16 protein-coding genes are annotated in these 22,477 nt (G+C 38.8%); 9 read left to right on the forward strand and 7 right to left on the reverse strand.

The window, feature by feature from the left end:
• The first annotated feature begins 99 nt into the window (after positions 1–99).
• The 5 genes from LCM02_RS10680 to LCM02_RS10700 all read left to right on the forward strand — a co-directional run bounded on the left by LCM02_RS10680 (position 100) and on the right by LCM02_RS10700 (position 8,124).
• Positions 100–2,304: a S9 family peptidase gene (locus LCM02_RS10680; protein ID WP_224929352.1), complete on the forward strand. Its 2,205-nt coding sequence runs from the start codon at positions 100–102 to the stop codon at positions 2,302–2,304.
• A gap of 15 nt (positions 2,305–2,319) precedes the next feature.
• Entirely contained in the window at positions 2,320–3,705 is a 1,386-nt protein-coding gene (locus LCM02_RS10685) for a peptide MFS transporter (RefSeq protein ID WP_224929355.1), read from the forward strand.
• Positions 3,706–3,772: 67 nt separating this feature from the next.
• Positions 3,773–5,539 carry a peptide MFS transporter gene (locus LCM02_RS10690; RefSeq protein WP_224929358.1) on the forward strand — a complete coding sequence of 589 codons (1,767 nt, stop codon included), beginning with the start codon at positions 3,773–3,775 and terminating at the stop codon, positions 5,537–5,539.
• A 108-nt stretch (positions 5,540–5,647) separates the two neighbouring features.
• The gene (locus tag LCM02_RS10695; protein ID WP_224929361.1) at positions 5,648–6,196 is read left to right on the forward strand and encodes a thioredoxin family protein; all 549 of its coding nucleotides are present in this window, start codon (positions 5,648–5,650) and stop codon (positions 6,194–6,196) included.
• 68 nt (positions 6,197–6,264) lie between these two features.
• Positions 6,265–8,124, forward strand: a complete 1,860-nt coding sequence (locus tag LCM02_RS10700) for an ABC-F family ATP-binding cassette domain-containing protein (RefSeq protein WP_224929363.1) — start codon at positions 6,265–6,267, stop codon at positions 8,122–8,124.
• 127 nt (positions 8,125–8,251) lie between these two features.
• Here LCM02_RS10700 and LCM02_RS10705 read toward each other — a convergent pair whose 3' ends face one another.
• Positions 8,252–11,074: a TonB-dependent receptor gene (locus tag LCM02_RS10705; RefSeq protein WP_224929366.1), complete on the reverse strand. Its 2,823-nt coding sequence runs from the start codon at positions 11,072–11,074 to the stop codon at positions 8,252–8,254.
• Between the two features lie 103 nt (positions 11,075–11,177).
• Positions 11,178–12,566, reverse strand: coding sequence for a hypothetical protein (locus LCM02_RS10710; RefSeq protein WP_224929369.1), 1,389 nt, complete (start codon positions 12,564–12,566; stop codon positions 11,178–11,180).
• 201 nt (positions 12,567–12,767) lie between these two features.
• Here LCM02_RS10710 and LCM02_RS10715 point away from each other — a divergent pair, with 201 nt between their 5' ends.
• The 3 genes from LCM02_RS10715 to LCM02_RS10725 all read left to right on the forward strand — a co-directional run bounded on the left by LCM02_RS10715 (position 12,768) and on the right by LCM02_RS10725 (position 14,995).
• On the forward strand, positions 12,768–13,454 hold the full coding sequence (locus LCM02_RS10715) for a response regulator transcription factor (RefSeq protein ID WP_224929372.1): 687 nt from the start codon (positions 12,768–12,770) through the stop codon (positions 13,452–13,454).
• A gap of 24 nt (positions 13,455–13,478) precedes the next feature.
• On the forward strand, positions 13,479–14,510 hold the full coding sequence (locus LCM02_RS10720; protein ID WP_224929375.1) for a sensor histidine kinase: 1,032 nt from the start codon (positions 13,479–13,481) through the stop codon (positions 14,508–14,510).
• Positions 14,511–14,644: 134 nt separating this feature from the next.
• Positions 14,645–14,995 (forward strand): toxin-antitoxin system YwqK family antitoxin, encoded by a 351-nt coding sequence (locus LCM02_RS10725; protein WP_224929378.1) that lies wholly within the window; start codon positions 14,645–14,647, stop codon positions 14,993–14,995.
• A gap of 14 nt (positions 14,996–15,009) precedes the next feature.
• Here LCM02_RS10725 and LCM02_RS10730 read toward each other — a convergent pair whose 3' ends face one another.
• The 5 genes from LCM02_RS10730 to rnpA form a co-directional block, all read right to left on the reverse strand.
• The gene (locus LCM02_RS10730) at positions 15,010–16,092 is read right to left on the reverse strand and encodes a glycosyltransferase (RefSeq protein WP_224929381.1); all 1,083 of its coding nucleotides are present in this window, start codon (positions 16,090–16,092) and stop codon (positions 15,010–15,012) included.
• 36 nt (positions 16,093–16,128) lie between these two features.
• Positions 16,129–17,400, reverse strand: a complete 1,272-nt coding sequence (gene purD / locus LCM02_RS10735) for a phosphoribosylamine--glycine ligase (RefSeq protein WP_224929384.1) — start codon at positions 17,398–17,400, stop codon at positions 16,129–16,131.
• Between the two features lie 88 nt (positions 17,401–17,488).
• On the reverse strand, positions 17,489–19,162 hold the full coding sequence (locus LCM02_RS10740; protein WP_224929389.1) for a DUF6909 family protein: 1,674 nt from the start codon (positions 19,160–19,162) through the stop codon (positions 17,489–17,491).
• Positions 19,149–20,792, reverse strand: a complete 1,644-nt coding sequence (locus LCM02_RS10745; RefSeq protein ID WP_224929392.1) for a S41 family peptidase — start codon at positions 20,790–20,792, stop codon at positions 19,149–19,151. The genes LCM02_RS10740 and LCM02_RS10745 overlap by 14 nt, the downstream gene beginning before the upstream one ends.
• Positions 20,789–21,175: a ribonuclease P protein component gene (gene rnpA, locus LCM02_RS10750; protein WP_224929395.1), complete on the reverse strand. Its 387-nt coding sequence runs from the start codon at positions 21,173–21,175 to the stop codon at positions 20,789–20,791. The genes LCM02_RS10745 and rnpA overlap by 4 nt, the downstream gene beginning before the upstream one ends.
• Positions 21,176–21,283: 108 nt before the next feature.
• On the opposite strand from rnpA, the gene LCM02_RS10755 reads away from it, so the two are divergent.
• Positions 21,284–22,462 carry an acyl-CoA dehydrogenase family protein gene (locus LCM02_RS10755; RefSeq protein WP_224929398.1) on the forward strand — a complete coding sequence of 393 codons (1,179 nt, stop codon included), beginning with the start codon at positions 21,284–21,286 and terminating at the stop codon, positions 22,460–22,462.
• Positions 22,463–22,477 lie beyond the last annotated feature (15 nt).

Genomic DNA, 22,477 nt, shown 5'->3' on the forward strand with positions numbered 1-22,477 from the left:
TTACCCTAATTATTATTCACACTATTTAGATTATGCCAAAAATCAGAATTCAATTCATATATTTTTAGTAAACTTGGCAATTATTTCAAAAATGTTCACATGAGAATTCTTCTGATTTTCCTTCTGCTACTGATTCAACCCTTACATGCACAAAATAAAGATATAACCCTGGAAGACATCTGGGTCAATAATACCTTTGGTACAGAGTCTCTGCAATCTTTTCATTCGATGAAAAATGGTGACTTTTACACCATTTTGAATCACAACTCATTCGGAACTTATTTGGATAAATATGATTACCGCACATTGGAAAAAGTTGAAACTCTGGTGTTAGGTAAGGACCTCGAAGGGCTAAAATATTTTGAAGACTACACCTTTAGTGATGATGAAACAAAGTTGATCATTGGAGTTAACCTTGAGTCTATTTACCGTCGGTCAAAAAAAGGAAAGTATTACGTTTATGATCTTCAGAGCAAATCACTTGAATTGATCTCAGATCAGAACATCCAGGAGCCTACCTTTTCACCAGATGGAAAATTCGTAGCCTACGTATATCTGAATAATCTATACGTTAAGGACCTTTCTTCAAAGGAAGTCAAACAAGTCACTTCAGATGGTGAAATCAACAAGATCATCAATGGTATTACCGACTGGGTTTATGAGGAAGAATTTTCAATAGTTAAGGCTTTTGAATGGAATTCTGATTCCAGTAAAATTGTGTTTATCAGATTTGATGAAACTGAAGTTCCCGAATTTTCCATGGATGTTTATGGCAAGGGTCTTTATCCGTCACAGCAAGTCTTTAAGTACCCGAAAGCGGGAGAAATAAATTCTGAACTAGAACTTCATTTATTCGATCTGGATTCAGGTACTTTGTCTGAAATCGACCTAAGTGGTTTTGAGAACTACTATATCCCTCGTATTCAATGGACACAAGATCCTGACAAGCTTGTCATCACAACCCTTAATCGACATCAGAATAATCTGAATTTGATCTCCTTTGACGCTCAAAGTAAAAACCTCTCACTACTCATGAATGAAAAAGATGAGGCCTATGTTGATGAAAATTACAAACTCACTTTTCTTGATGATAACAGTTTTATTTGGGAAAGTGAAAGAGACGGATTCAACCATCTTTATCATTTTAACAGCGAAGGAGAGCTTAAGAATCAGATTACTTCAGGAAACTGGGAAGTAACCCAATATTATGGATTCGATAAAAAATCCAACAAGGTTTTTTATCAATCCACCGAGGAAGGATCCATAAACAGAAGTATATATTCCATCAACATAAACGGGAAGAAAAAGAAGAAATTAAGCAAGTATATCGGTATCAATTCGGCAGCTTTCAGCAATAGCTTAAATTATTTTGTCAATACCTATTCAAGCGCTACCAACCCTACTTCGTATACACTCTTTGATGCCAAGACAGGAAACGAAATCAAAGAAATAAAAAATAACCTGAATCTTGCCGAAAGATTGACCGAATACAATTTACCGGTAAAGGAGTTCAGCACAATAAAAACAAAGAACGGCGAATTCAATATGTGGATGATCAAACCCGTTGATTTCGATCCCAACAAAAAATATCCGCTGCTGATGTTTCAGTATTCAGGGCCCGGATCTCAAAGTGTGGCAAACCGTTGGAACAATGCCTGGAGGCACGATTACTGGCATATGATGCTCACACAAAAAGACTATATCGTTGCTTGCGTTGATGGCCGTGGAACAGGTTACAAAGGACGAGATTTCAAAAAAGTCACCTACAAAGAATTAGGAAAATATGAAATAGAGGATCAGATTGAATCCGCTAAAGAATTGGGTAAAAGAGCATATATCGATGAAAACAGAATCGGAATCTGGGGCTGGAGCTATGGAGGTTTTATGAGTTCCCTTGCCATAACAAAAGGAGCTGATGTATTTAAAATGGCCATTGCCGTTGCTCCGGTGACTAACTGGAGATACTACGATACGGTATACACGGAAAGGTATATGCAGACCCCGCAGGAAAATGCCTCGGGATATGATGAGAACTCACCTGTTAATTTTGCGGATATGCTCGAAGGAGATTACTTGTTGATCCATGGTACCGGTGATGACAACGTACATGTTCAAAATGCCATGCAGATGGTCAATGCCCTGGTAGAGGCAAATAAAGAATTCGATTATTTTATTTATCCTGACAGAGCACATGGAATTTATAAAGGCAAAAACACCCGACTTCATCTTTTCAAAAAAATGACTACATTTATCGATCGTTCGCTGGGAGAGCCTTCTCAACAAAAGCAAAATATCATCGACTAATTTAAAATTCCTTTTATGACATCCTTAGCAAAATCGCCTGAACAAAAAGAACTATTTGGACATCCTGTAGGACTGTATATTTTGTTTTTTACTGAAATGTGGGAGCGTTTCTCATACTATGGAATGAGGGCAATCCTTGTATTATACCTGGTTCAGGCCACAACAGATGCCAACCCAGGTTTGGGCTGGTCCAACGGTGAGGCTTTGGCTCTATACGGATGGTATACTATGCTGGTATATGTCGCTTCAATTCCCGGTGGTTGGATTGCTGATAAATTTATCGGCCAGAAAAAATCCGTTCTTTATGGCGGGATCCTGCTTGTTGCAGGGCACAGTATACTGGCCATTGAAGAATACTGGGCATTTTATACCGGATTGGCACTTATCGTTGCCGGTGTGGGTATGCTGAAACCAAATATTTCTACCATGGTCGGCGGGCTTTATAAACAAGGAGACATCAGACGTGACAAAGGATTTACTATTTTTTATATAGGAATCAACATCGGAGCTTTTTTATCGAGTTTGATCGTGGGTTATGTTGGAGAAGTGCACGGATGGCATTATGGTTTCGGGTTAGCAGGTATAGGTATGGCTATGGGATTGTTACAATATTTAATCGGTCAGAAATATTTGAAGAACGTTGGAAACTTCCTTGGAGTTTCTGAGAATAAAGCCGAAAAGGAAGCCATGAAAAAACCACTGACCAAAATTGAAAAAGACAGGATCGTGGTACTTATGATCTCTTTTTTACTTGTTATCATTTTCTGGGGTGCCTTTGAACAGGCAGGAGGACTGATGAATATCTATGCAAAAGAAAAAACAAACCGTATGTTGATGGGCTGGGAAGTTCCTGCATCATGGTTTCAATCTTTGAATGCCATGTTTATCATTTTTCTAGGTACCACAGTGGCTGCATACTGGGCAAAGAAAAAACTAAAGGGCAAGCTTTCAACTTCTCTGTTTAAAATGATCATCGGATTAATCATAATGGGAACCGGATTCTTTTTTATGTCTGCTGCTGCTTCGCAATATGAGACCGCAGGATCATCCGCGATGTACTGGCTTGTATTGGCCTATTTGTTCCATACGGTAGGTGAACTCTGTATCTCTCCGGTTGCTCTTTCATATATTACAAAGCTAGCTCCTCTGAAATACGGGTCCCTAATGATGGGAATCTATTTTGCAATGACAGGATTTGGAAACAAACTGGCAGGTTTGCTGGGAGAATCGGCAGAAGGACTGGGAGAATTTACTGTATTTACAGGTATTGCCTCGTTCTGTATTGTTTTTGGAGGCCTGGTACTGGTCTTTAGAAAAAAACTCGAGAAACTCACACATGGAGCTGAAGATGACGAACATGAAATTACAGAGGACGAAAAAGTAGCCACGGCAAATAATTGATCATAATACCCCTTTTAAGAAAACAATTCTTTTAAGGGGTTTTTTTTAATATTCAAACATTGTATCTATGAATACCGATATAGAAAAGCTTTTTAAGCACAGGGTCCTAGGGCATCCGGCAGGACTTTTTATTTTATTTTTTACAGAGATGTGGGAGCGCTTCTCATTCTACGGAATGAGAATTCTTCTCGTACTATTTTTGACGGCTCCCCTGATCAGTGATAATCCGGGTTGGGAATGGCCAAGAGAAAATGCCCTTGCACTTATCGGGACTTATGCTTCATTACTATATCTGACACCGATTGTTGGTGGGTTCATAGCCGATAAATATACGGGTTATAAATGGGCCGTTGTTATTGGTTGTTTTATCATGACCCTTGGCCATGCGTGTATGGCAATTGAAACTCCTTGGTCGCTCTATTTGGGACTTGGGTTATTAGTTATTGGAACTGGTTTTTTTAAGCCAAATATCACTTCTATTATTTCTTCAATGTACAAGGGGAAAGAATCAAAAAAAGACGGAGCCTATACAATTTTTTACATGGGGGTAAACTCAGGAGCTTTTTTTGGAATGATGCTTTGTGGATATCTGGCAGAGAATTTTGGCTGGTCATGGGGCTTTGGACTCGCAGGTATTTTTATGTTTCTCGGTATGCTTCAGTTTTGGCTCGCAAAGGATCTTTTCGGTTCCATTGGAGAATCTCCGAGTAAGGTAAAGGAGATTGAAAGTAAATCGGCTGATAGCGTTATAGAAAAAGACCCTGATGAAAAGTTAAACCCGTTTACAAAATTTGATCTTGTTTTGATCGTATTATCGTCCATTGGAGGTCTTCTTTATTTGTTCAATCACCCACTGGAACTCATTGAAGGCATCAATTTACTTCCCTTCGAACTTGGAGGATTAAGTGGTTCGAATGTTGTTGTGCTAGGAGCCCTGCTATTATTCCTGGTCCTGTTGGTAACGAGGGTTTCCAGATATTTGCCCATTGTTAGGGACCGTATTATAGCAGTAGCAATCTTTGGTTTGTTCACGGTATTCTTTTTCGCCGCATTTGAACAATCGCTGGGTTCCATGACCTTATTCGCCAGAGATTACACAAACAGGGACCTTGTAGGAACTTCAGCCATTATATTCAAAATAGTCGATGGACTTCTAACCACGGTTCCATTGATTATAATTACCTGGGTATTGATTCTTTTGTTTAAAAAGACCTATGTCAAAATACCTTTTTCAAACATTATATTAGCTATTGCTTTTATCGGTGTATGGGGACTGGTTATTTATCGATTAATGGACAAATTTTCTCAGGAAGGCAATCAGATCGATGCGAGTTGGTTTGGAATTCTGAATTCCTTCTTTATCATTAGTCTCGCTCCCTTATTTTCGAGGTGGTGGGAAAGTAAATACAATCCGAGTGCAGCTGTTAAATACGGCCTGGGATTGATCCTTCTGGGTCTGGGATTTGCAATTCTAGCTTTTGGTACGGCGAATATTCCGCAAGGAGCCAAAACTGCTTCAGTAAGTATGATCTTTTTGGTACTTGCCTATTTACTGCATACTATGGGAGAATTATGCCTTTCTCCGGTTGGACTGTCTTATCTCAGCAAACTGGTTCCTCCAAGAATGATCGGTTTTATGTTTGGTATCTGGTATCTTGCCATTGCCATTGGACAAAAGGCAGCAGGAACCATGGGAGGAATGATCGATAAAATATCCGAACAATATTCCTTAAGTACGTTCTTCCTGATCTTTACATTAGTACCTATAGGGGTTGGGTTTATTTCAATTTTATTGAATCCGGTACTCAAAAAATTAATGCATGGTGTAAAATAATTCGAACTCAAAGTAGTTTGTTTAATACACGTTTTAACAAACTTTTTAGTTTTGATTATGTAATTTTGCAATGATCATAGCTACTAAAGCCATGAAAATTTGAACAAAATGAAGAAGATAGTTTTTGTAATAGCTGTGTTTATTTTGAGTATTTCCTTACAGGCTCAAAAAGCAAAAATCAACTGGATGAGTCTTGAAGAAGCTGTAGAAGCCCAGGCTGTCAATCCAAAAAAGATCATGATGGATGTCTACACAACCTGGTGTGGCCCTTGTAAAATGCTCGATAAAAATACATTCCAAAACCCTGATGTGGTTAAGTATGTCAATCAGAATTTCTATGCCGTCAAATTCAATGCAGAAGGAAACAAAAAGATTAATTTTCAGGGATACACTTTTGAGAACCCTGATTTTGACCCTTCCAGAAGGGGGAGAAATGCTCAGCATCAGTTGGCCAGTGCCCTGAAAATAACAGCCTATCCCACGATCGTATTTTTTAATGAAAAAGGAGAAACTCTTTTACCCGTTCCCGGTTATAAGACACCTGGCCAGCTGGAATTATACCTTAAACTGTTTTTCAATAACGATCATGAGACGATAAGTACCCAGGAACAGTGGAATCAATATCAAAAAGATTTTGTTTCCCAATTCAAGGGATAGTAATTTCAGTTTAACCTGGATTTATGAACTTGACAAGATTATACCTAAAACAGCAAAACATAAAATAAGTGAATTACCTCTCCGTCGAGCAAATTTCCAAATCCTTTGGTGATCGTATTCTGTTTGAGAATCTTTCATTTGGAATTAACAAGGATCAGAAAATAGGATTTGTTGCGAAAAACGGTACAGGTAAAACCACCCTTCTTAAAATAATCGCCGGAGAAGATTCTGCTGACACCGGACAAATAATTCTTCGCAATAACCTAAGGGTAGGTTACCTTTCACAAAAAGAAGATCTGAATGAACAGCTTTCCATTGAAGAGTCCATATTCAATTCTGACAATACAGTTCTTAAAATAATCCAGCAGTACGAAAAAGCCTTAAAAAATCCTGAGAATGAAGAAGCTTATCAAAAAGCTTTTGACCTTATGGAGCAGAATCATGCCTGGGATTTTGAAACTCAATATAAACAGATCCTTTTTAAACTTAAGCTGGAGGAACTGGATAAAAAAGTATCCTCCCTTTCCGGAGGGCAAAAAAAGCGTCTTGCACTGGCTATAATATTGCTCGACCAGCCAGAACTCCTGATTTTAGATGAGCCCACCAACCATCTTGACCTGGAAATGATCGAATGGCTGGAACAGTATCTTAAAAAAACCAATACCACCTTATTCATGGTAACTCATGACCGATATTTTCTGGATCGGGTCTGCAACGAAATCCTCGAATTGGATCATGGATCTCTCTATCGTTACAAAGGCAATTATTCCTATTTTCTGGAGAAAAAGGAAGAACGTCTTACCGCTGAGCAAAGTACCATCAGCAAGGCAAAGAACCTTTTTAAAAAGGAGCTGGAATGGATGAGAAGACAGCCCAAGGCGAGGACCACTAAATCAAAATCAAGGATCGATGACTTCCATGAGATAAAAAAGATTGCGCATCAGAGAAGAAAGGATCACCAGGTTCAGCTGGAAATTCAGATGGAAAGACTGGGGAGCAAAGTGGTCGAATTACATCACATTTCCAAAAGTTTCGACGACAAACTGCTCATCGACAAATTTGATTATGTTTTCAAACGCGGGGAGCGAATCGGAATTATAGGTAAAAACGGAACCGGTAAATCCACGTTTGTCAATATGATCACCGGGGCCTTGAAACCGGATTCGGGTAAAATTGTTATTGGCGATACCATAAAATTTGGCTACTATTCTCAATCAGGTATACGAATCAATCCGGGTCAGAAGGTCATTGAAGTCATAAGAGAATTTGGTGATTATATACCCCTTGCCAAGGGCCGTACCATAAGTGCAGGCCAATTGCTGGAGCGCTTCCTGTTCGACAGGAAGAAGCAATATGATTATGTGGAGAAGCTGTCAGGTGGAGAGCTAAAACGCCTGTTTCTTTGCACCGTATTGATTCAAAACCCGAACTTTCTCATTTTAGATGAACCCACTAATGACCTGGACATTGTAACCTTACAGGTCCTTGAAAATTTTTTGCTCGACTTCCCTGGTAATTTGGTAGTCATATCTCACGATCGTTATTTTATGGATCGAATCGTGGATCATTTATTTGTCTTTGAAGGAAACAGTAGAATTACTGATTTCCCCGGCAACTACTCAGATTACAGAATTTATGAAGATTCAAAACCATCTGAAGGGGGTGAAAAAATTAAAAAACAGGATAGCAGAAAAGCTGAACCAAAGGCCGGTCAGTTATCCTACACAGAAAAAAAGGAGTTTAGCAGGCTGGAAAAGGATATCGCTAAGTTAGAACGAAAAAAGAGAGAAATCGAAGACATGTTTTCCAACAATGAGATCCAACCGGATCAAATTCAGGAATCATCCGTGAAACTTCAGGAAATTATCCAGTCTCTGGAAGAAAAAGAAGAACGCTGGTTTGAGCTTTCCATGAAAATGGAAATATAGTTTGAGGCGGAATTACATAGTATGAGAAAGAAAAAGCCCTTGTGATTCTGTTTTCGAATCACAAGGGTTTTGTTTAAGGTAGTTTCTGGAAACTAATGCTTTTTTATTTCATGATTCTTTAATTCTTCTAAAATCTGTAAGAATATCCCAATGAAATTCCCATACCGGGGCTAAAGCTTGAGAAGATCTGGTCCTCTGCCCCATAAGACTGATATCGTACCTCTCGTTGACTGTCCAGTAAGTTTTTAACCGAAAAGCTAATGTTCGAACTAAAGTCTTCTCCAAAGCTCTTATTCAAGATAAAATCCAGGCTGTTGAATGGCATAGTATATGCGTCAGGAACGTCACCTGTACCCACTACCTGCAAAGTTTTACCTTGTACATTATAAAACAGGCTTGTTTGCCATCCATTCTCATCATTTGCATAGTTCAATCCAAAGTTGACCAGGTAAGGAGATTGCCCTTGCATCTCTCTTGTGTCACTAATGGTTTCTCCATCACGAGCGCTTAAAAGTCTTCTTTCATATTCAGCATCAGACATTTCAAGCTGGGACTCAATTAACGAGAAGTTCAGATTGAAGCTGAAATCCTCCCAGCTTTCGCCACCAATGAATCCAAAGTTTTTTCGCATTTCAAATTCAGCCCCATATACTTGGGCCTTATCGGTATTTACCGGGATGAACTGGTCAGAAGCAGAAAGGAAGTACGACAATTCTATTGGATCTTTGAAATTCTTGTAAAACAAACTCACCGCAAACATCTGTGCTTGCTCTCCAAATCGTTCCCATCTTAAGTCAAGATTATCCACATAAGTAGGCTGAAGATCAATATTTCCATTAAAGGTAGTACTTGAGATCGGGTCAAAAATCTGTGTTATCGATGCTTCTTTGAAAGAAGGCCTCGCAGTGGTTCGGCCATAGGCCAGTCTCAAATTTGATTCGTCATTTAACGCATAAATGAAGTTTGCAGAAGGGAACAGGTCTGCCTTGTCAAGAATCTTTTCATTGTCTAGTACAACATCTCCCTGGTTGTTGGTACCTGTATAGTACAAGTCAAATTTTTCAAATCTAAGACCGATAATGGACTTTAACTTGTCCGTGATCTGAAATTCTTCAGATACGTATGCCGCAGCAACATTCATATTTGCATCGAAGGTATTAGTAGGCTCGAAATTTCCTTCTGCGAAAGTTCCTCGTCTCGTGCTAACAGTCCAGATATTCTTCGGGTTCAGAATCTCGTCCGCATCTCCCTCAAACTCAACACCAGTACCTCCCTGATACCTTATTTGGTATTGCTGAATGGTAAAATCACGCTGCTTGTAGGTATACTGACCTCCAAAAAGCAATCGGGCACTCCTTCCAAAAAGGTCATGTCGTTTGGTAAGGTCTAGTTTACCCACCAGATTTACCTCTTCAAGGTCTCTCCAGATACGCAATGGACTACCTGCCGAACTTGGACTTAAAAAATAATCTCCTGTATCGGAATCATATTCAAAAGGTGCAACACGGATGTCTTTGTCATTAATTTTTGAAAGGGTCGGAGAAAGCTTCCATTCAATGTTCCAGGTTCCGTCTTCATTTGAGTGCTTTCCATTTAACAAAAGGTTCGTTATCTGGCTCTGCGTATACTCCAGATTATCCTTGAAAATAGTAACGGCATCGGAAAATAAGATTTCCTGTCTTAGATACCCTGCCGTTGATACCCCATTCTGAATATGGAGACCTGAGAGTTTGTATTTACTTTTATCTGTCTTAAACGTAAGCCCGGCCAATACGTTCCAAAGAATATTGTTTTTGGCTAGGTCACCGTTTTGCAATTTATCCGGATCCATTTCATTGATCGATTTATCGGCAAACTTTCTCCAGTTCCCGTTTTTATAATCTTCATAATAGATATAATCGTTTCGATAGGAACCGGCGAACTGATAACCCAATTTGTTACCCCCTTTTCCTACGTCATACAAGTTACCCGCGGTTAAACCCAGATTTGTATTCATAAAACTAGTCTCCCTCTTTGCCGCCATTTCTGGGTTAAACTGTGAAGTCCAGTATGAAGTAGCTGGGTTTTGGGCAGAAGGAGGTGGTATGTTCACGTCCGGAGGGATCGGGTTTGAACGCAGGCCACCATCAAATCCCAGTAATTCGGAGTTACTTTTTGCTGAACCCAGATAATCTTTATTAAAGTGCATACTCGGATTATACTCAGCTCCTATTGAAACACTGTATTCTTCCTTATTTGGAAAGTCCTTGGTTATGATATTCACAGTTCCTCCTGTGAAATCTGCAGGATAATCAGCAGTAAAAGACTTTACCACCTGGATATTGTCCAATATATTCGTAGGGAATATGTCCATTTGTATTGTATTACGATCCGGATCTAATCCTGGAATATCAACTCCGTTTAAAATGGATTTGGTGTAGCGGTCTCCAAGCCCCCTGACATATACATATTTACCTCCCTGAACAGAAACGCCGGGAACGCTTTTAACCGCTTTGGCTGAATTACTTGCCCCTATTTTACTAAAAGTTTGGGCTGAAATTCCATCTAAAAGATTGATGGATTTCTTTTGAACGTTTAATAAAGAAGCTTCTGTGTTTTCTTGTGTGGTGGCTTTTACCACTACTTCCTCCAACTCATTGCTCAATGGCCCGATGCTCGCATTAACTTCGGTAATCTCATTTTCTTTGATCACAACTTCAGAAATTTCAGCTGTTTCATAACCGATAAAAGAAAATACCACAGTATAGACCCCTGGTTCCAGTTTTATGGAATAAGCTCCTTCAAAATCGGTCGTTGTTCCGGTTCCATTCTCTTTAACAATGACATTGGCAAAAGGCAGTACATCATTATACTCCTTATCGATCACTTTACCTGACAATTCACCTGTTTGGGCAAACATCCCTGATGACCAAAGTAACATTGCCGATAATATTAAAATTACTCTTTTCATAATTGTTAGTACTCTTCGTTTGTTTTGTTTCCGTTTACAGACGAATTGCTCACCTTCATACAGGTGAGCAATTGCCCGTTAATTTTTTGTTTTATTATATGCTTTAGAAAGCACCCTTACCTTTTGCGTAAGTCCAATTGAAATCTCCAAGATCGGCTCCCACTGTATTTGCACCTAGCTCAACCTGAGTTGTCCATTCCGCTGCCCTTTCCGTAAAGTCAGGGTTTACAATGATTTTTTCTTCAATAGGTTCATCATTGTCGTCTTTGGCAACCTTTTCTACAAAGATCGAGTTGTCAAAACCAACGATCTCCCAATTGGAAAAGGTCAACTTTCCATCCAAAAATTTCTGAGAAACACCATTATTGTCTAACTCCACATCCGCAGCATCTTTAAAACCATACGCGTAGATATTGTTTGAAGCACCCATTGCAAGGCTTCTGTAATCCGCATATTCTCCACCTGGGGTATCTGGATTTCCAATTAAAGTAATATTGTTCAATGTAAATTCTCCCGGGGAAGAACCTTCAGGCCCATCGATTTCCAAACCATGGTCCGAAGAGTTACCTAAAATCACCACCGAGTTACTAATTGTCCCTTGATATCCCTGATCGATGTCCAAACCGTCATCTCCCTGAGCCCATACCAGCATATTTTCAGTATTTACAGTTCCACCGAAGTACTCTATTCCGTCATCTACATTGGCTACAACTTCAACATTGTTGATTACCGTACCTGTTCCGACACCACCTAAGGTCAAACCATTGATTTCATTTCCTTCTCCAATCAAGGCTCCACCATGACGAATAGAAACATACTGGAAAACCCCTGAATCGTCTTCCGGATCTTCTCCTCCGTACAATCCGTATGTATCACCGGCTGGAATACCTTCGATCTGAACCTCTTTAACGTCGCCTTTAAATGACCCAGGGGCGTACCCGAGGATCAATACTCCACCCCAAAGACCCTGGTCGAGTTCACTTAAGTTGGTACCAGCCTTTTGGCCTATAGATATATTATCTTGAACTGAGGTAAAGACAATAGGGTTCTCTGCGGTTCCTATGGCCATAATTTTACCTCCTCTGGCAACGATCAAGGCAGAAGCCAAAGATCCTATTCCTTGCTGCCCTTTGATAATGGTTCCCGGTTCAATTTCCAGGGTAACCCCGTCATCTACTACAACTTTTCCTGATAATTGATAAATATTGTTTGAAGTCCATTTTTCGTTTGCGGTTAACATTCCGGACTTTACAATCAAGCCCTCACACGGAGCACAATCAGGTCCTCCACAGTCAATTCCCGTTTCTCCTCCGTTTTGAATACCATCGTCACATGTTGGACATGGGGCACAATCAGGCCCCCCGCAATCAACCCCTGTTTCGGTACCATCTTGAATACCATTAAAGCAAGTAGATGTAACTCTCGCTTCATCGCTGCAGCTGCTTATAAAGGCAAATGTTACAAATAGTGTTGAAAGAATTAATTTTTTCATTTTTTAGACTTTGTTAGAATAATTGATTTAAAATTTCTGTTGCAAATTTGAAGATCATATGTTACAGAAATGTTAAGTGCTTTTTAAAACTCAATCAATAAATCAAATACACAGTGTTACTATATTAAGTTATTGTTAACTACATGGAAAAGGGTCAAATTTGCCTATTTTTGTATATGATTTTATCTAAAGAAAAGTTGTATGGATAATGGATCGATTAAGATTTTGCTGGTTGACGATGAACCCGATATTTTGGAAATCGTGGGTTTTCATCTTCAAAAAGAGGGCTATCAAGTTTTTAAATCCAGTAATGGAAGTGAAGCGGTTATCAATGCCAAGGTAATTAGACCTCATTTGATTCTATTGGACATAATGATGCCCGAAATGGATGGTATTGAAGCCTGTGAAAAAATAAGAAATATTGAAGGTCTGGAAAATGTAATTATCGCTTTTTTTACTGCACGCGGCGAAGACTACTCTCAGGTTGCAGGATTCGAAGCAGGGGCCGACGATTATATTACAAAACCCGTTAAACCAAAAGTTCTTGTGAGTAAGGTCAGGGGGCTGCTCAGGCGTTTGAGTTCAAAAGAAGAAAAACAAGAGAACATACTTCAATTTGATGGAATTACAATCAATAAGGATCAGTACTTTGTAGAAATAAACGGACAGGAAATTACCCTTCCCAGAAAAGAGTTTGAATTACTCTGTTTGTTGGCCAGCGTTCCTAATAAAGTCTTTAACAGGGAAATTATTCTCAAAACCGTTTGGGGTCAGGATGTGATCGTAGGCGGGAGAACAATAGATGTTCATATCAGAAAACTTCGTGAAAAAATTGGTGACGACTTCATACGAACCATAAAAGGAGTTGGTTATAAATTTGTAGTTTAAGGCCTGGTTCCCGTATATTTGGGAATGAAATTATCGCTTCTGCAAAAGCAAGCTCTGAAGACAGGGCTGATCGCCGTTTTTATCCTGGTAGTTACAGGAATTCTCCTTTGGTTTTTTTTTAATATGGGTATATTTCAGATCGTGCTTGCGGTGATTGTTTACTTCATATTGATTTATCTGCTCTTTATATCTCAGATGAAGAAATTTATCTATTTGCAATTGCAACGTGTCTACGAATCCAATCTATTTGAAAATGAACCGGTTCTAAAAAACCGAAGCAGCGAATTGGATTTTGAACGCTTTATCCAAAAAATTATAAAATTCGCCGAAACCAAACATCAGGAAATCGAACAGTTACATGACAGAGATGACTTCAGAAAGGATTTTTTAGGAGATGTTTCTCATGAATTGAAAACACCCTTATTTACGGCTCAGGGTTACCTGCTAACGGTCCTGGACAATTCCATTGAAGATCCTGACTTAAGGAGAAAGTATCTCGAAAGAACAAATAAAAGTATAGAAAGACTTGGTTATATTGTTAAGGACCTCGACATGATTGCTCGTTTGGAATCTGGAATGAAACTTGAACAAAGTGATTTCAACATTGTTAAGACCCTTGCAGATGTTTTTGAATTATTCGAACTAAAAGCCGGCAAAAAAAATATTCGAATTGATTTTAAGGAGCCCTATGAATTTCCTATTATGGTGAGAGCCGATAAAGAAAAAATAGAACAGGTGGCCATAAATTTAATTTCAAATTCTATTAAATACGGCAAACCAGGAGGAAGCACGCTGGTGAGCATAGAAGCTCATTCTGTTCATCAGATGATCATTAAATTCGAGGATGACGGTGTTGGAATCCAAAAAGAAAATCTCCCTAGATTATTCGAAAGATTTTACCGAGTAGACAAAAGTCGATCAAGGGATCAGGGAGGGTCGGGCTTGGGGCTTGCCATTGTTAAGCACATTATAGAAGCTCATGACCAGGAGGTATTGGTTGAGAGCGAACCTGGAACCGGTAGCATCTTTTCATTTACCTTAAATAAAGCCGTTTAGGTCAGTATTTTTATAAGATAATCACTTTATCACACAATAACCAGTGGCTTTCCAATGTTAAGTTATTGTAAACTTATTGTATATTTTATGTTAATTTTGTAAATTTACCCTATTAAAAGGAAATATTGAAAATTATGAAAAAGTTTCTGGCAAGCCTCGTTATATGTGTTTTGATGACAATTACAGCCTCGGCACAAAGTATAGAACCTACCTTTGAAAAGCAGGATGATCTGGTAAAAGCCACCTATTATCACGATAATGGAATGGTAAAAGAAGTTGGTTTTTTTAAGGATGATAAACTTCATGACAAGTGGATTCGATATAATGAAGAGGGTAAGGTGAAAGTTGTTGCTCTTTATAATAACGGAGTGAAAGAAGGTAAATGGTATATGGTAGGTGAAGAATCAGTAAAAGAAGTTACCTATAAATCCAATAAAGTTGTGGAAGTCAAAGAAGTCGATGGCTCCGAACTGTCGTTTATTTAGATTTAAAAGATTATTTAAAAAACATCAAACAAGGACTTGTCGAAGTCAGGGTTTGATGTTTTTTTATGCTTAAAGCCCTTGAACTTTTCCAGGTATTTAATCTTGTCCAAAGTGAATTCCGACTGCTTCGAAAAATTCGCAACACCCTTTTTTTTAAGGTTTTCTGCCAGATATTCCTGTTCGTACTGACCCGGTGTTGGAACGAAGAAAACCTGGCTTTCCATTGTAAAAAAATCCATAATACTTGTGTAACCAGACCTTGATATAATGAGATGGCTTTCGGCAATCACCCGCTCGAGTTCAGACCTAAGCATAAAATTTACCGTAGTAAAATGCTTATCCTTTGAAAAAACCTGTTTCTTTTGGATAAGGCCTTGAACTATGAGGCATTTTCCGCTAAACCCTGAAAGTTCTTCTTTAACTTTCGATTCCAAAATGCTTCTCTGGGGTTCAGGGCCACTTAGAACCACCAAAACATCAATTTTTTTTTCTTTTTCCTGTTTTTTGAAACTACTCAAGGGGCCTATAAATCGTACCTTATTCATTTTCTCCATTGGCCGCGATAATATCCCCGCTAATCCATTTTTTTTAAAATCCGGTACCCAGCACTCATCAAACCCAGAAATGATATTCTGGTGGAGTTTGGTTGTCAATCTACTTGAAGATCCACTGAGTACTCGTAACTGATGGGTAATATATATACTTGGAACCCCCTTCAGTCGTAATCCAAAACGATTGTCTGAAATTATCCCGCTCAGATGTTCAATGCTATGAATCTCTCTAACAGATTTTCTTTCTTTTAAAACTCTCTTAAACAGCAACGGTGCCTGTTGAAGCAATTTAAATTTCAAAAGGTTTCCCTTTGAAGTATAATTTACACTGGTCGAGGGAAGTTCATAACTTTTAAGATTCGGGAAAACTTGTTTTAAATAAGAAAGAGAATCCCCGTCACCCGCAAGTATAGGAACAAAACCCTCGTTTTTCAATGCCCGGATAATCGGAATACATCGAACGGCATGTCCCAGGCCCCAGTTTAATGGAGCAACCAGAATTTTCTTATTTTCAATTGGATGATTCAATAATATACTTTGATCCAAGATACAAGCTTAAAGATCAAGATCAAAACTTGATCACTAAAGATCGAACCCTATATCCTTTCTAAAATTCATTTTATCAAAATGAATTTTATCAATATTGTCATAAGACTGTTTCAGTGCAGATCTAAAATCAGCTCCGTAAGAGGTAACTGCCAAAACACGTCCTCCATTCGTAACCACTTTATCTTCAAAAAGTTTTGTTCCGGCATGAAAAACTATTGAAGTATCAATTTCATCCAGACCTTTTATTTCCTTCCCTTTCTCATAGGCCTCCGGATAGCCACCGGAAACCAGCATAACCGTGGTCGCTGATCTGGCGTCAATATGGAGATCAAATTTATTCAGTCTTTTCTCGGTTGTTGCCTTGAACAGATCTACAAGATCAGACTGAATACGAGGAATAACAACCTCCGTTTCAGGATCACCCATTCTAACATTATATTCAATAACATAAGGCTCATTATTGACTCGGATCAGCCCGATAAAAATGAATCCCACGTACGGGATATTGTCTTTTTTTAAACCCTCTATGGTAGGCTTGATCACCCGGTTCTCCACTTTTGACAAAAACTCCTTATCAGCAAAAGGAACAGGAGAAACAGCTCCCATACCGCCGGTGTTCAAACCAACATCACCTTCTCCAATTCTTTTGTAATCTTTTGCATTGGGGAGAATGACATAGTTTTCACTGTCTGTGAGCACAAAAGAACTCATTTCAATACCGTCTAAAAATTCTTCAATTACAACTTTTGAACTGGCTGCTCCAAACTTCTGATCCCCTAACATCGCCTCAAGCTCTGATTTAGCTTCATTCAAATCCTCGAGAATCAAAACACCTTTTCCCGCTGCCAGCCCATCAGCCTTCAGTACGTATGGAGGCTGTAAAGTTTCCAGAAATTCCTGGCCCTCTTTCAAAGTATCAACAGTAAAACTTCGATATTGAGCTGTAGGAATATCATGTCTGTACATGAATTCTTTGGCAAATTCTTTACTTCCTTCCAGTTGGGCAGCAAATTTCTGAGGGCCTATTACAGGTATAAGTTTCAAGTGATCATCATTGAGGAAAAAATCATGAATACCATTTACCAAAGGATCTTCTGGCCCTACAACCACCATTTGAACATTATTTTCAATCACCGCATTTTTCACGGCCTCGAAATCATTTGGGTCAAGGTCAATATTCGTAGCGTATTTGATGGTTCCCGCGTTTCCCGGGGCCACAAACAGATTCCCACATTGAGAACTTTGTGCTAGCTTCCATGCAATTGTACATTCTCTTCCGCCAGAGCCTAAAACAAGTATATTCATGTATCCATATTTTATGCCAGCAAAAGTACTTTAAAAAATTTATTTAGCCCTCTGAACTAAGTACTCAAATTTGAAACAGGTAAAAATATTAGAAGATCTGTTCCAGTATTTTTTGAGTAATAAGGTAAGTGGGCCTTACACCCGAAGTTCCCAAACCTCCTGAAGCAAGTGTGCTTCCCGTTTCCAAGGGGTTGTCAGAGGCATAATAGGCATACCTTACTTTGATGTCTTGCTTTACATTTCCCCGGATCTTTGAGGCCGATTGAATTGCCTTTTGATAGTGTGCTCCTTCCATTTCAAGACCAATGACCCTCCAGGTGGAATTGTAGAAGAACTCAAGTATATCCCTGTTCTGAAGTGAAGTTCCAAGTACAGTGATCATGGCTCCTTCAAAAACATTAAGCTCCTCATCCTTCAGGTCCTCAGCGCTGAGTTCATTTATAAAAGGATAATTATCTGCGGTCCCTTCAAAAATATGTGAACTTGGTATCATAATGTCCCCTTTAACTCCTTCCAGGATTCCCGCCTTTCCCATTACAGAAACTGATTCTACATTTAAATGTCTTTTTTCTCCTGAAGATAGCGTGTAAGGTTTTAGAAGTTCGTCCAGCGTTTCATAGGCCTGCTCTCCAAAGGCATAATCCATCACTATAATTACCGGTCTTTCCTCCTTGGAATTAATTAGCTTATAATTCGTTTTCGACAGGTCAATCTTTTCAGTATCTATGATTTGAACATCAATGTTTGCCCCTGTATTGTCCTTGATGAAGGTCAGGCCTTTCTTGGCTGCCCCTTTTTTTATGATCTTCCTTAGGTTATTGTTTTTCTCGTTTCCTATAAGTTCAAAAAGGGCTGTTCCGGAATGGGTCTTTGCTTCTTCGCTAAGAAAAATCGGAGCGTAAATAGAGTTCATTACACTGTGCATATTGGCACTGATGATATGAATAGGCCTTTCAATCAAACCTCTTTTTTCAAGTTCATATTTAATATTGATGGCCCAGCTTTCTCCCGAAATGTGATGCCCGATTCGCTCCCTGAGAATAGGACTGAAGGTAATTTCATGCTTTTTATCTTCTATAATCTCATCCAGGGCTAGTTTTCCCATCCAGTAAATAACCTGGAAAAAGCGGTTTGGAGAATGTTCATTTCCAAATTTTGAATCTGCCTTGTGTAATTCTTCATAACTTCGGCCTAAAAATGTTGACAAATGAGCCAGAAGCACTTCTCTCTGGTTATTATCGATCTTTTTATTAGTCAAAACAACCTCCTCCAGGTGTTTCCATTCTCTAATGGTACGCCCATCATCATTGATCAATACTTTTTTTGCAATTTTATTGGCTTCAACAAACATGAAAGTCAGGTGGGTCAGGATGTCATAGATATCAGACCTGCCGCGCGTAATTTCAATATTCATCTGATCCCGGTCAATCCTGTAGCAATTTCTTCTTCTTTTGGCAGGAACTATTTTCTTAAAATGAGACTGGCCCAATCCTTCATCTGCAGTGAGGCTTATAAACCTGCATTCGGCTATGCCTTCCGGAAGCCTGTCAATGATGTAAAGCAACCCATCCAGTTCCGTTGCCTCATTGGCAATAGATCCGTAAATTTCAGGTTGCAGAATTAAAAGTTCATTAATCAGGGTATTCCCCGACACCCCCATCGGTTTGTAAAAACCTCTTATAAACAAATGGCGCATGGTAATATAAATACGCTCAATTGCATTTGTTGAAATCTGGGCTCTTGTTCTTTTAATTTTTTCCATTCAATAAAATACTTCTGTAACGATCCTGATTTTCCAAGACAGAAACGGCCTCTTTGATATAAGGGCTGAATTCTATATGGTTTTGATATTCACCCTTTTTAAAGTAATACCGGTTTATAATTTCGTCGCTCAGCATTCCCTTAATTCTTTCTTTATTCGTATTTATTTCCTGTATTTTCTGATCCTCAAGAGCTTTTGATAAGGCCTTGTAAGAACCTTCTATTCCTCGTGATAGATTTTCTTTTTCAGATAATTCAAAAGCCCTTTCGAATTTCTTTTCAGAATTGGTTTTAAAATTCGTTTCTCCTTCTTTTAAAAAGTCGATAAAAGCATCATATTCCGAATCCTTAAAAACATATGTATCAGGGCTGGCAATGCTCTCATGATTATAATAATAAAAGGATGCATAATTGAATATAGCATCAGATCTCAATAAGGCCTTGGTCGAAGCTGTAAGATCTTCTTTTTTCACCCATACATCCGGTGATATCCCTCCTCCGTCATATACAGTTCTTCCGTTCCTGGTTTTGAATGCATTTCGCTTTTCTTCTGAAAATTTTGGAACATCCTCTCCGTCTCTATGCGTATAATCAAGTTCCTGAATGTTTCTGCCACTTGGGGTATAGTATTTTGAAATTGTCAATTTTAACTTAGTGCCATAGGTAAGGTTCCTGTAACGCTGAACAAGGCCCTTTCCGAATGAGCGCTCACCTAATATGACAGCCCTGTCCAGGTCCTGTAAGGATCCTGCAACAATTTCCGAGGCAGATGCAGACCTTTCATTAATGAGCACAACAATTGGAATTTCAAGGTCTATAGGTTCGTATTTTGTTTTATAAACTTCACTCCATTTTTTTAATTTCGCTTTTGTGCTTACCACAACCTCATTTTTTGGAACAAAGAAGTTTGTTATTTCTATAGCCTCATTTAAGAGTCCTCCCGGATTGCCCCTTACATCAAGAATAAGTTTGGTCATACCTTGTTCTTTAAGGTCCACAAATGCAGATTTTACAGAAGAAGAAGCTTTGTTATTGAATCGGTCAAACGCTATGTATCCAACATCATCCGTGATCATTTGGAAATGCGGAACCGGGTCAACAATGATCTTCTCTCTTTTCACATTGAAGTTCAGTTTCTCATTATTTCTCTTAACAACCAGTTTCACCGTAGTTCCTGCGGTTCCTTTAAGAAGAGAAGTTATTTGATCGCTGTTATAGTCAGCAACATAAATGTCCTCAATTTTAATGATCTCATCACCTACTTTTATTCCTTCTACTTCCGCAGAATAACCCTCATAAACTTCGGCAATAACAAGTCTATTGTCATAATATCTTGATTCAGCCCCTATGCCGCTGTATTCACCGGAAGAATTGATCTTAACCTCTTCAACCCCTTGTTCATCATAGTATTTGGTATAAGGATCGAGGTCTTCAAGCATTTCATTAATCGCTTTCTCAGTCAAAGCTGCCGGATTGATCTCATCGATATAATAAAGGTTTAGTTCCTTAAACAGGGTTGTATAAATTTCCATTTGTTTGGCAACTTCAAAAAAATCAGATTTGAAGGCAAACAAAAAGGTACTCATTACTGCTAATCCTCCTATAACTACAACTTTTTTCAATCTTTTCATACACTGTGAGGTTTTTGTTTTGTCAAAAATTTGCGAATCAATTGATTCATTTTTCTATCCATCAGTTCAAAGGATATTTCCTCCTTCGCCTGATATATAAACATGATTATGTGCTTTTTAGTATCAGCATCATTGTATATAAGTGATTTATTCTTCCTGTATGCTTCCCGCATCAGTCGTTTAATGCGATTTCTTTCCACTGCATTTTTAAAGTTCCTCTTAGAAACTGATACTCCGGCCTGGATTTTGAAGGGTGATAAATGATCGTATTCAAGATAGATCATTTTTAACGGAAATACTGTGGCAGATCTACCCGAGGCAAATAATTCTGAAATGAGATTTTTCTTTTTTAGCCTTTCTTCCTTTCTAAAAGTTTCCTGCATGGAGCACAAATATAAATAATTATTTATTATGCATTTAAAAGTTTACTGTACTTGTTTTTATCAATCCAATAATTGTAACTTTGCTTTATTAACAAAAATTAAATTACTATGGCTGTAGATCAATTTCAGGCTCCGGATTATTTCCTTTTAGACGACTTGCTTTCAGAGGAACATAAACTTGTAAGAGACGCTTGCAGAGACTGGGTAAAAAGAGAAGTTTCTCCGATCATTGAAGAAGCTGCGCAGCAAGCAAAATTTCCAAATCAGTTATTAAGTGGATTGGCCGAAATCGGTGCTTTTGGCCCTTATATTCCCGAAGAATACGGAGGTGCAGGCCTGGATCAGATCTCTTATGGACTGATCATGCAGGAAATAGAGCGTGGAGATTCAGGAATAAGGTCTACGGCATCCGTACAGTCCTCTTTGGTCATGTATCCAATATGGAAATATGGAAATGAGGCACAAAGGTCCAAATATCTTCCAAAACTGGCTTCCGGTGAAATGATCGGATGTTTTGGATTGACAGAGCCCAATCACGGATCAAACCCCGGAGGAATGGAGACAAAATTCAAGGATATGGGCGATCACTTCCTTTTGAATGGAGCAAAATTGTGGATTTCAAATTCTCCCTTTGCTGACATTGCTGTTGTTTGGGCAAAGAATGAAGAAGGAAGGATCCACGGATTGATCGTAGAAAGGGGAATGGAAGGATTTTCGACACCGGAAACTCACAGTAAATGGTCTTTAAGGGCATCTGCCACAGGAGAGCTGATCTTTGAAAATGTGAAGGTTCCTAAAGAAAATCTCCTGCCAAACAAAAATGGGTTGGGAGCTCCTTTGGGTTGTCTTGATTCTGCCCGATACGGAATTGCATGGGGGGTCATAGGATGTGCCATGGACTGCTATGATACAGCTCTTCGGTATGCAAAAGAGAGAGTTCAGTTTGGGAAACCAATTGCTGCCTTTCAGCTTCAGCAAAAAAAGCTTGCTGAGATGATCACAGAAATAACCAAGGCTCAATTACTGACCTGGAGGTTGGGGGTGTTGAGAAATGAAGGAAAAGCAACTTCTGCTCAGATTTCTATGGCGAAAAGAAATAATGTGGAAATGGCATTGAATATCGCCCGTGAAGCCCGACAGGTTTTGGGAGCCATGGGTATAACAGGTGATTATTCGATCATGAGACATATGATGAACCTGGAATCTGTCATCACATATGAAGGAACTCATGACATTCATTTGCTTATTACAGGACTGGATATAACCGGTATTGCAGCTTTTAAATAAAATAGTGTAACGAAT

Origin of the sequence: Lutimonas saemankumensis, from assembly GCF_020171465.1 — a bacterium.
Classification (GTDB): Bacteria; Bacteroidota; Bacteroidia; order Flavobacteriales; family Flavobacteriaceae; genus Lutimonas; species Lutimonas saemankumensis.